Here is a 9,600-nt window from a genome sequence, read left to right on the forward strand (position 1 = left end):
CGAGGCCGTTACCTCGCCGCCGTGTCCGCGTTGCCACTCCATCGATTTCGAGGGCGTCGTGGTGCCGCCGTTGATGCCCAGCCCCCTGGCCCTGGGGCAGATGCTGGCGCAGGGCTTGCCACGTTGAAACCGGCTTTGGCTTTGTACGAAAATTGCCTGCGCTCGCCGACTTTTCGTAGAAAACCTAGTATGTTGAATCCTGAATGAAACCGGGCTCGCCGCCCCGGCGGGCCTTTTGTGTCCTTCGCTCAGGAGCCCTTCATGACCGCTCGTCCGGCCGCTCTGGTCACCGGCGGCGCCACTCGCGTCGGTCGCTTCTTCGCCAGTCATCTCGCCGCTCGCGGCTACGCTATCGCCCTGCACTACAACCGTTCCCGTGACGAGGCGGAGCGCGCCGCCGAGGCCATCCGCCAGGCCGGGGGCGCGTGCGAGTGCTTTACCTGCGACTTTCACGGCGATGATGTCGAGGCGCTGATTCCGCGTGTCGTCGAACGCTTCCCGGGCCTGGCATTGCTGGTCAACAGTGCCTCGGCCTATGCGCCCGGCGAGCTGCGCGAAACGAGCCGCGAAACGCTCGAGGAACAGTTCTCGGTCAACCTGTTCGCGCCGTTTCTGCTCGGCAAGCGCTTTTCACTCGCCGTGGAGGCGGGGGCGATCGTCAACATCGTCGACAACAAGATCGCCTTCGCTCAGTACCCCTACGCCGCCTATCTGCTGGCCAAGAAGTCGCTCGACGAATTGACGCGGATGATGGCGCTCGAGCTGGCGCCGGCCATCCGCGTCAATGCGATCGCCCCCGGAGTGATTCTGCCGGCCCAAACGCGGACCGACGATTACCTGGCGTGGCGCCATGCCGGCATCCCGCTGGCCCGGCAGGGGGCGGTGGAAGAGCTGGGCCAGGCGCTCGATTATCTGCTCGACAACCGCTTCGTGACCGGGCAGACGCTGTTCGTCGATGGTGGCGAATCGGTCAATCAGGTGGGCCGCCATTCGGAGAACTACCCCGGCGAAAAGCGCTGAGCCCGCCAACGAAACGGCCCGGCAGGCGTGGTGCCTGCCGGGCCGAAGCGCTGTCGGGAAAGACGCTCAGGGGCGTTTGACGCCTTCCTGTCGGGTCGCCTTGGAGCCCTTGGGGCGCACGTAGAGAACCAGGGCGTGATCGACGAGTTCGTAGCCGTGTTCCTCGGCGATCTCCTGTTGGCGCTGCTCGATGGCGTCGTCGAAGAATTCGACGATCTTGCCGCTTTCCAGGCAGACCATGTGGTCGTGGTGCTCGTCCTGAGAGACCTCGAACAGGGCATGCCCGCCGTCGAAGTGATGGCGGATCACCAAGCCGGCGGCCTCGAACTGGGTCAGTACGCGATAGACGGTAGCCAGACCAACGTCTTCTCCGGCGTCGAGCAGTGCCTTGTAGACGTCTTCGGCACTGAGGTGGGTCTCCATGTCCTTCGATTTTTCGAGAATCTGCAGGATCTTGACACGTGGCAAGGTGACCTTGAGCCCCGCCCGGCGCAATTCATGGTTCTGGTCGGCCATGGTTACTCTTCGCAGTATCGTGGTGGGTCGGTTATGATCGACCAAAGCAACGATAGTGAAGAACGGGCCCAAATGCAAAACCTGATCAAAACAGTCATCTTTTCACTCGCTCTCGGCCTGGTCGGCGGTTGCAGCTACTTCGGTGTCTACAAGCGCGACCTGCCCCAGGGCAACCTGATCACCCAGGACATGCTGGCCCAGCTTGAGCCGGGAATGACCCGCAAGCAGGTACAATATGTCATGGGGAGCCCGCTGCTCGAGGCCCCCTTCGAGGCCGACCAGTGGGACTACGTCTTCATGCTCGACAAGGCCTATGGCGGGACGGTCTACAAGCGCCTGACCCTGACCTTCGCCAATGATCGGCTGGTCGACATGGAAACCGCCGGCGACATCGACAAGGATGTCGACCTGAAAGCCGAGAGCGGCCCGGGCCCGGCCGTCGAGAGCAACACCATGACCGGCAACCTGCTCGATACCACGCCGAACCGGGGGCCCCAGGGCGGTGAGCCGGCGACCCGCACCATCGAAGGCGATACCGCTCCGTAAGGCAGGGTCAGCGGTGTTCGTCGCCCCTGGCGGCCCGCTGACGGCGGGCCTGCTTGGGGTCGATGAGCAGTGGGCGGTAGACCTCGACGCGATCCCCGGCATGCAGCACGTGCCGCTCCGGATCGCGCAACATCTTGCCGAAGATGCCCAGGTCGGCTTCCAGGAAGGTCGTGGGCGGCAGATCGGGGAAGTGACGTTCCAGGCGTGCCTGACGCACCGCGTCGCGCGCCGTGGTGCCGGGCGGCACCGATAGCGACACGACGGCCTGCTGCTGGGGAAGGGCGAAGGCGACCTCGACGCTCAGCGCCGAGGTGTCAGTGGCGTCCATAGATATCGTCGGCGCGTCGGGTGAAGGCATCCACCAACTGGCCGGCGACTTGGCTGAACAGCTTGCCGAAGGCGACGCCCAGCAGGCGGTTGGAAAACTCGAAGTTCATCTCCAGCGACACCTTGCAGGCATCCTCGCCCATGGGGGTGAACAGCCACTGGCCCTGCAGACGCTTGAAAGGCCCGCTGACCAGCGACAGTTCGATGCGTTCCGGCGCGTAGAGGTCATTGCGTGTGGTGAAGCTCTGCTCCACGCCGGCCTTGGCCAGGGTCAGTTCGCCGATCAAGTGGTCGCTGTCGCTTTCCAGCAGACGAGCGCGCCGACAACCCGGCAGGAACTCGGGGTAGCTCTCGAAATCGTTGACCAGATCGAACATGGTCTGGGCGGAATGCCGCACCAGTGCGGACCGATTGACCGTGGGCATGCACCTCTCCGCTGACTTGACTGGGGCTTGGGCGTATCATGGTCGTTCTTTGCGCCAAGCCCTTGAATGGTAACACGCCTGTCCCCATCTTGGAGGGGTCAGCGACACCCGACATCGATACAGAGGTTCCATGGCCAAGAAGAAAGCCAACAAGGCGGGCAGCAATGTCATCGCCCTCAACAAGAAGGCACGCTTCGAGTATCACATCGAAGAGACCTTCGAGGCTGGCCTGTCGCTGGCGGGCTGGGAGGTCAAGAGCATGCGTGCCGGCAAGGCTCAGCTGACCGACACCTACATCCTGATCAAGGATGGCGAGGCGTGGCTGCTGGGTAGCCACATCACGCCGCTCAACACGGCCAGTACCCACGTGCTCGCCGACCCCACGCGGACTCGCAAGCTGTTGCTGCATCGCAAGGAGATCGCCAGGATCTTCTCGCGGACTCAGGACAAGGGCCATACCTGTGTGCCGCTCAAGCTGTACTGGAAGAAGAACCTGATCAAGTGCGAGCTGGCCCTGGTGCAGGGCAAGAAGATGCACGACAAGCGTGCCACCGAGAAGCAGCGCGACTGGGACCGCCAGAAGGCGCGGATCATGCGCGAAAATAATTGATTTCGCTCCTTGATCTGGCCTCGCGGGATCCCCACCTGTTAGAATGAAAGCGTTCCACGGGGGCGACATGGCTTCGACGCCGGTGACAACCCCTAAGGTGCATGCCGAGAGCGTAGCGTATCTCGTAAATCCAACGCTGCGAAAAAATAGTCGCAAACGACGACAACTACGCTCAGGGCGCTCTGGCAGCTTAAAACCTGCCGGTAGTTAGCCTGGCCCCAACGCGATGTGCCTGTTCATCGCCGAGGGGATACGAGCTAAAGCTAACAGGATCGCGGTTGGTGGCGTCTTCACGCCAACCGTTAAACTCTCTGAGGAATCGCGGTGATGGATCCTGTTCGTCGGAGCCATCATCGTTAAATCAAACGACGAAACTAAGCATGTAGAGCCGAAGGGCGAGTGCCGGCGGACGCGGGTTCGATTCCCGCCGCCTCCACCAACACCCATGAAAAAAGCGCCTCAGGGCGCTTTTTTCGTGTCTGACGCATTCCCGGCCACCACGCCTTGTTCGCCGACGAGACCCTGCAGCCCTGTGGTGAAGACGTCAGGTAGTGACGTTTTCCGGAGCGGGCGAGAATTCCGGTCCGGATTCACTCACGGTGGGGACCCCGGCGCGTGCCGGGGCAAGAGGCGTTGACGGGCAAGGCGCCCGCCCTGGCGGCGGGCGTTCGAGTGCTGACTTGCCGGATGCGATTCGTCAGGCGCTGGGATGGTGGCAGGCGGCCTGCGGCTCTTCGGCGGTGTCATCATCGGTCGTGGAGGACTGGCTGGCACCTTCGAGGCTTTCCACCGGATCTTCCCAGTCGTCCGGGGTGGGCTGGGAAACCATGGTGGATGCCAGCGTCTCGCCGAGTTCGTTGTCGCCGCACAGGGTGAAGCGCGACAGGTGCTTGCGCGCCGCCTTCTGCACCTGGTGTTCGACGCGACCGTACAGCGGGGCGCTCTCGTCGACGTCGATGTGGCACACGCCACTGTCGGAATCGAACAGCACCTGCTTGAGGTGGGCGGCTGCACCCTGGGTGGCGACGTCCTGCACGAAGCGCAGCATCTCGCAGAGCTCATTGGCGCGGGCATGACGGCTGCAGATCGGCACGCCGAAAGCCCGCATTTCGCCGGGTTCAACCTGGTGCGCCTGGGGTTCGAAATAGCCGTTTTCTTCGCTCATCCTGATCTCCTTATCACTGGCGGAAAGCTCCTCGGCGCGCCATCCCCGGCCCGCCATTCCGGGAGCATCGCGGGCAGAATACGCCTCCCCGGTCAGCGGGTTCCTGAACCTGTGTTATGTGAGCCCGTCGGAAAATGCCTGTTTTCGGTAAGTGAATGCTGACACCGGGTGAGTCCGAGTGTCGGCTTGGTATCATCGGCGTTTCAGTAGCCGCCCCCGCGCCGAGGGCATCATGCCCGATATCCCGTTCGATGTGTCGATAGAGACACTTGTCGCGCACGGTGAGGTGCACGGTGTCGCCTCGTGCCCTGTCGGCTCAGGGCCGATAGGCGCACGGCGCCAGCCCCTGTACCCCGGGGCGGACGGCGAACAGCGCGCCGGCGAGTTGCTGATCGTCGCAGCCCACGGCGGCGGTGGTAATATACAGCGTGGCGAGGTCGTCGCCGCCAAAGGTACAGCAAGTGACCCGGGAGACGGGCAGGACGATCTCCCGGTCGCGGCGGCCGTCGGGCAGAAAGCGCGTGACGCGGCCGCCGTCCCAGTGCGCGACCCACAGTCCGCCTTCGGCATCGAGCGTCATGCCGTCGGGAAAGCCGTCCGCCTCGCCGAAGCGCAGGTGAACGCGCTTGTCGACGAGACCGCCTTCGGCATCGATGTCGAAGGCGTAGAGCGTGCGGGCCGGGCTGTCGGTGTGATAGAGCGTGGTGCCGTCGGCGCTGATCGCCGGGCCGTTGGTCACGGTGTAGGGCGTGTCGACACTGGCCAGGCCGCGTGCGTCGTAGCGCAGCAGGCAGCCGCTGGCCTCCTGCTCGCGCACGTCCATGATGCCGAACCACAGTCGCCCCCGTGGGTCGGCCTTGCCGTCGTTGAGCCGGTGACCCGGTGTCGCGGCGACCGGGGTGGCGAGCGTTTCCAGGATCCGCGGGCCCTGCGGCTCGAGTGTCAGGTGAACCAGTCGCGAGCGCAGGCCGGCGACGAAGCCGCCGTCGGCGTGGGGCACGAGCCAGCAGCAGGCCTCGTCGAGGTCCCAGGCCCGGGTCTCGCCCGTGTCCGGATCGTGGCTCATCAGGCGGCTGCCGAGGATGTCGACGAACAGCAGGCGACGGAGCTCGGTGGACCACAGTGGGCCTTCGCCGAGCCGGGCGCGATCTTGCCAGAGACATTGAGCGGGCTGTTGCGGGGAGCGATCCGGGGCAGACATGGCATCTCCTGGGAATGTCGAGAGGGTGGCGGTTGTGCGTAGCCTGCCGCAATGCGCCGTCGATGAAAACGCCGCCAAATATGGCAGCATGAGGCCAACATCACGCACGAGCCCGCCGTCCATGAACGGTGGAAGCCGAGTTAAACGAAAAGGAAGCGCCGTGAAGTTGTTGATTCTGGATGCCGGCCATTGCCTGAGTCTGGCGCTGGCCCGCGAGGCCAACCGGCGCGGGGATACCGAGCTGGTCATCGAGGAGGGGGTCGCGCTGGACCCCGAGCGGCTGGCCGACGTGGCGCCGGACGCCGTGTTGATTCCGCCGCTGGTGCGGCCGAGTCAGGTCGCGCCGGCCTCGGTGACGTCACATGCCGAGGCCGTCGAGGCGTGTCTGGAGTTCTGCCAGCAGGCCCGGGTGCCGCTGGTCTGGTGTGTCGCCGACGAGCTCTACGAGGATGGCGCCGACGCGCCCATCGACGAGCCTGTGATCCCCGAGCCCCGCGATGAAAGCCTGCGTCGGCTGGTCAAGACCGGCGACCGGATTCGTGCCGGCCTGCCCCATTATCTGATCGTGCGTCTGGGGCCGTTGTTCGCCCTCGACGGGCGTGGCGCCTGGCTGACGGAGCTGATCGACACCCTGATGGCCGGCCAGGAGGTGCGGGCCGCCGAGGACGTCATCTTCTGTCCCACCTCGGCGGACGCCGCCGCGCTGGCGCTGATCGGCATGCTCCAGCAGCTCGACTGCGGCGCCGATGCCTGGGGCGCCTACCACCTGGCGGGGACCGAGCCGGTGAGCGCCTACACTTTCACCTCGGTGGTGCGCACCCAACTGGCGACGCGACTCGAGGGGCTGGGCCGCCCCGCCGAGCTCGGCACGCTCAAGGCGCTCAACCATCACCACGACCAGCCGCTGCGCCGGGTGCTCAACTGTCGGCGGGTGCTGGACGCCTTCGGCGTGCATCAGAAGCCCTGGCGGCTGGAGCTGGGACGCATGCTGGATTCCTGGTGTCAGGCCTACCAGGCCCAGGAGGCGTCATGAACGCCCTGCGCAGTGTCGTCTTCTATATCGGTTACTTCCTGGCGATTCTGGTCTTCGGCGTGATCGCGCTGCCCATCGCCCCGCTGCTGCCACTGGCGGGGCGCTATCGCTTTCTCAATCTCTACAATCATTTCATCGTCGTCTGGTTCGCCTGGACCTGCGGGGTGCGCTACACGGTGGAAGGGCGCGAGAACGTCCCGGAGGGGCCGGTGGTGGTCCTCGCCAACCATCAGTGCGAATGGGAGACCCTGTTCCTGCAGATTCTCAAGCCGCCGGTATGCACCGTGCTCAAGCAGGAGCTGCTGCGCCTGCCGCTGTTCGGCTGGGCGCTGCGCCTGCTGCATCCCATCGCCCTGGACCGTTCGCGGCCGGCACGCGCCATGAAGCAGGTGCTGACGCAGGGGACGCAGCGCCTGCGCGACGGCTTGTCGGTGCTGATCTTCCCCGAGGGCACACGGGTCGACCCCGGCCAGCGGCGGCGCTACAACAAGAGCGGGGCAGTGATCGCCTGCCGTGCCGGAGTGCCGGTGCTGCCGGTGGCGCACAATGCCGGCGAGCGCTGGCCGGGGCGCCACTGGGTCAAGAACCCGGGGCGGCTGTCGGTGATCGTGGGGCCGCCGATCGCCACCGAGGGCCGCACGCCCGAGGCGGTGCTCGTCGACGTCGAGCAGTGGATCGAGGCGCGGCTGGCCGAGATCTCCGAGGTGCCGCGACCGGCCTCCGCCGCCGAGCAGAAGGCGGTGTCGGTGTGATCGACCGATGAGATTTTGGCGGATGCGTCGCTAATGACGCCGTCATCACAATGCAAAACACCCGGCCCTGCGGCCGGGTGTTTCAGTCTGGCGGGTGTGTCGTCGCTCAGTCGCGATACTTCTGCAGCACCAGGCAGGCGTTGGTGCCGCCGAAGCCGAAGCTGTTGGACAGCACCCGCTCCAGGTTCACGCCGTCGCGACGCTGGGTGACGATGTCGAAGCCTTCCGCCTGATCGTCCAGCGCCTCGATATTGGCGGAGGCGGTGACGAAGCCGTTCTCCATCATCAGCAGCGAGTAGATCGCCTCCTGCACGCCGGTGGCGCCCAGCGAGTGGCCGGTGAGCGACTTGGTCGAGCTCATCGCCGGCGTGGCATCGCCGAACACCTCACGGATCGCCTTGAGCTCGGCGACGTCGCCGACCGGCGTCGAGGTGCCGTGGGTGTTGATGTAGTCGATGTCGCCATCGACGGTGGCCATGGCCTGACGCATGCAGCGCGCCGCGCCCTCGCCGGACGGGGCGACCATGTCGTATCCGTCCGAGGTCGCCCCGTAACCGACCACCTCGGCATAGATCCTCGCGCCACGCGCCTTGGCGTGCTCGAGTTCCTCGAGCACCACCATGCCGCCGCCGCCGGCGATGACGAAGCCGTCGCGGCCCTTGTCGTAGGGGCGCGAGGCCTTGTCGGGGGCCTCGTTGTAGCCGGTGGACAGCGCGCCCATGGCATCGAACAGGCACGACAGGGTCCAGTGCTCCTCTTCGCCGCCACCGGCGAACACCACGTCCTGCTTGCCGAGCTGGATCTGCTCGACGGCGTTGCCGATGCAGTGCGCCGAGGTCGCGCAGGCCGAGGAGATCGAGTAGTTGACGCCCTTGATCTTGAACGGCGTGGCCAAGCAGGCGGAGACGGTGCTGCCCATGGTGCGGGTGACGCGGTAGGGGCCGACGCGGCGCAGGCCCTTCTCGCGCAGGATGTCGGCGGCTTCCACCTGGTTGGCGCTGGAGGCGCCGCCGGAACCGGCGATCAGCCCGGTCCGTTCGTTGGAGACCTGGGCCGCTTCCAGGCCGGCATCGGCGATCGCCTGATCCATGGCCACGTAGGCGTAGGCCGCGGCGTCACCCATGAAACGGCGTTGCTTGCGATCGACCAGGGCGTCGAGGTCGATGTCGACCACGCCGGCCACGTGGCTGCGGAAACCGCGTTCGGCGTAGTCGTCCTTGAAGCGAATGCCGGAGCGTCCGGCCTTGAGCGCGTCCAGAACCTGGTGCTGGTCATTGCCCAGGCAGGAAACGATGCCCAGGCCGGTGACTACCACTCGTCTCATGGAAGCCTCCTGATCAGAAATTCGCGGTGGAGGTGAACAGACCGACACGCAGGTCGTTGGCCTGATAGATGTCGCGGCCATCGACCGACACGGTTCCGTCAGCGATACCCAGAATCAGCCGCCGGGTGATCACCCGCTTGATGTTGATGCGGTAGGTGACCTGGCCGGCGTCCGGCAGGATCTGGCCGGAGAACTTGACCTCGCCGCAGCCCAGTGCGCGTCCCCGCCCGGGATGGCCCAGCCAGCCCAGGTAGAAGCCGACCAGCTGCCACATGGCGTCGAGTCCCAGACAGCCGGGCATGACCGGGTCGCCGGGGAAGTGGCAGGCGAAGAACCACAGGTCCGGATGGATGTCGAGCTCGGCGATCAGCTCGCCCTTGCCGTGTTCGCCGCCGGTCTCCTGGATGTTGGCGATGCGATCGAGCATCAGCATGTTGGGAGCCGGTAGCTGGGCGTTGCCCGGACCGAAGAGTTCACCGCGGCTGCACGCCAGCAGTTCTTCGTAGCTAAAGGAGTGTTGCTTGGTCACTGAGTCGTTCCGAGAGTCAGAATTGTTGTGTCCCGCAGCCTGCGCGACGCGCCTAGTCTACTGGCAGCGTGAAGTGAATGCACGCCGGGCCCCTAGGCTAGTGGGCGCGAAACCACGGCGCAACGCGCCTTTGGACGCGTCCGGCTTGCGCA

12 protein-coding genes and 1 other RNA gene are annotated in these 9,600 nt (G+C 65.5%); 6 read left to right on the forward strand and 7 right to left on the reverse strand.

Annotation, left to right across the window (positions count from 1 at the left end):
• The first annotated feature begins 261 nt into the window (after positions 1-261).
• Entirely contained in the window at positions 262-1,020 is a 759-nt protein-coding gene (locus tag D0901_RS13655) for an SDR family oxidoreductase (RefSeq protein ID WP_129140859.1), read from the forward strand.
• A 66-nt stretch (positions 1,021-1,086) separates the two neighbouring features.
• Here the strand turns inward: D0901_RS13655 and fur are convergent, their stop codons facing one another.
• Positions 1,087-1,536 (reverse strand): ferric iron uptake transcriptional regulator, encoded by a 450-nt coding sequence (gene fur / locus D0901_RS13660; RefSeq protein ID WP_129140860.1) that lies wholly within the window; start codon positions 1,534-1,536, stop codon positions 1,087-1,089.
• Between the two features lie 72 nt (positions 1,537-1,608).
• Here fur and D0901_RS13665 point away from each other — a divergent pair, with 72 nt between their 5' ends.
• The gene (locus D0901_RS13665; RefSeq protein ID WP_129140861.1) at positions 1,609-2,082 is read left to right on the forward strand and encodes an outer membrane protein assembly factor BamE; all 474 of its coding nucleotides are present in this window, start codon (positions 1,609-1,611) and stop codon (positions 2,080-2,082) included.
• Positions 2,083-2,089: 7 nt separating this feature from the next.
• Here the strand turns inward: D0901_RS13665 and D0901_RS13670 are convergent, their stop codons facing one another.
• Both D0901_RS13670 and D0901_RS13675 read right to left on the reverse strand, forming a co-directional pair.
• The gene (locus D0901_RS13670) at positions 2,090-2,410 is read right to left on the reverse strand and encodes an RnfH family protein (protein WP_129140862.1); all 321 of its coding nucleotides are present in this window, start codon (positions 2,408-2,410) and stop codon (positions 2,090-2,092) included.
• Positions 2,397-2,834 carry a type II toxin-antitoxin system RatA family toxin gene (locus D0901_RS13675; RefSeq protein WP_129140863.1) on the reverse strand — a complete coding sequence of 146 codons (438 nt, stop codon included), beginning with the start codon at positions 2,832-2,834 and terminating at the stop codon, positions 2,397-2,399. The genes D0901_RS13670 and D0901_RS13675 overlap by 14 nt, the downstream gene beginning before the upstream one ends.
• A 130-nt stretch (positions 2,835-2,964) precedes the next feature.
• Between D0901_RS13675 and smpB the strand changes: the two genes are divergently transcribed.
• A complete protein-coding gene (smpB, locus tag D0901_RS13680; protein ID WP_129140864.1) occupies positions 2,965-3,444 on the forward strand; it encodes an SsrA-binding protein SmpB in 480 nt (159 codons plus the stop codon).
• Between the two features lie 58 nt (positions 3,445-3,502).
• Positions 3,503-3,883: a transfer-messenger RNA gene (gene ssrA / locus D0901_RS13685) on the forward strand.
• 258 nt (positions 3,884-4,141) lie between these two features.
• Here ssrA and D0901_RS13690 read toward each other — a convergent pair.
• Positions 4,142-4,609 (reverse strand): hypothetical protein, encoded by a 468-nt coding sequence (locus D0901_RS13690; RefSeq protein ID WP_129140865.1) that lies wholly within the window; start codon positions 4,607-4,609, stop codon positions 4,142-4,144.
• Positions 4,610-4,925: 316 nt separating this feature from the next.
• Positions 4,926-5,810, reverse strand: coding sequence for an SMP-30/gluconolactonase/LRE family protein (locus D0901_RS13695; protein WP_129140866.1), 885 nt, complete (start codon positions 5,808-5,810; stop codon positions 4,926-4,928).
• Between the two features lie 160 nt (positions 5,811-5,970).
• On the opposite strand from D0901_RS13695, the gene D0901_RS13700 reads away from it, so the two are divergent.
• Positions 5,971-6,843 carry a sugar nucleotide-binding protein gene (locus D0901_RS13700; protein WP_129140867.1) on the forward strand — a complete coding sequence of 291 codons (873 nt, stop codon included), beginning with the start codon at positions 5,971-5,973 and terminating at the stop codon, positions 6,841-6,843.
• Positions 6,840-7,595 carry a lysophospholipid acyltransferase family protein gene (locus D0901_RS13705; RefSeq protein ID WP_129140868.1) on the forward strand — a complete coding sequence of 252 codons (756 nt, stop codon included), beginning with the start codon at positions 6,840-6,842 and terminating at the stop codon, positions 7,593-7,595. Before D0901_RS13700 ends, D0901_RS13705 begins: the two co-directional genes overlap by 4 nt.
• 106 nt (positions 7,596-7,701) lie before the next feature.
• Here the strand turns inward: D0901_RS13705 and fabB are convergent, their stop codons facing one another.
• Positions 7,702-8,919 (reverse strand): beta-ketoacyl-ACP synthase I, encoded by a 1,218-nt coding sequence (gene fabB / locus D0901_RS13710; protein WP_129140869.1) that lies wholly within the window; start codon positions 8,917-8,919, stop codon positions 7,702-7,704.
• 13 nt (positions 8,920-8,932) lie between these two features.
• Entirely contained in the window at positions 8,933-9,448 is a 516-nt protein-coding gene (gene fabA, locus D0901_RS13715; protein ID WP_129140870.1) for a 3-hydroxyacyl-[acyl-carrier-protein] dehydratase FabA, read from the reverse strand.
• Between the last annotated feature and the right edge of the window lie 152 nt (positions 9,449-9,600).

Source organism: Modicisalibacter coralii, assembly GCF_004117855.1.
Classification (GTDB): domain Bacteria; phylum Pseudomonadota; class Gammaproteobacteria; order Pseudomonadales; family Halomonadaceae; genus Modicisalibacter; species Modicisalibacter coralii.

Coding starts and splice junctions, on each gene's coding strand:
- D0901_RS13655 (WP_129140859.1), top strand. CDS start 262: ATGACCGCTCGTCCGGCCGCTCTGGTCACCGGCGGCGCCACTCGCGTC.
- fur (WP_129140860.1), bottom strand. CDS start 1,536: ATGGCCGACCAGAACCATGAATTGCGCCGGGCGGGGCTCAAGGTCACC.
- D0901_RS13665 (WP_129140861.1), top strand. CDS start 1,609: ATGCAAAACCTGATCAAAACAGTCATCTTTTCACTCGCTCTCGGCCTG.
- D0901_RS13670 (WP_129140862.1), bottom strand. CDS start 2,410: ATGGACGCCACTGACACCTCGGCGCTGAGCGTCGAGGTCGCCTTCGCC.
- D0901_RS13675 (WP_129140863.1), bottom strand. CDS start 2,834: ATGCCCACGGTCAATCGGTCCGCACTGGTGCGGCATTCCGCCCAGACC.
- smpB (WP_129140864.1), top strand. CDS start 2,965: ATGGCCAAGAAGAAAGCCAACAAGGCGGGCAGCAATGTCATCGCCCTC.
- D0901_RS13690 (WP_129140865.1), bottom strand. CDS start 4,609: ATGAGCGAAGAAAACGGCTATTTCGAACCCCAGGCGCACCAGGTTGAA.
- D0901_RS13695 (WP_129140866.1), bottom strand. CDS start 5,810: ATGTCTGCCCCGGATCGCTCCCCGCAACAGCCCGCTCAATGTCTCTGG.
- D0901_RS13705 (WP_129140868.1), top strand. CDS start 6,840: ATGAACGCCCTGCGCAGTGTCGTCTTCTATATCGGTTACTTCCTGGCG.
- fabB (WP_129140869.1), bottom strand. CDS start 8,919: ATGAGACGAGTGGTAGTCACCGGCCTGGGCATCGTTTCCTGCCTGGGC.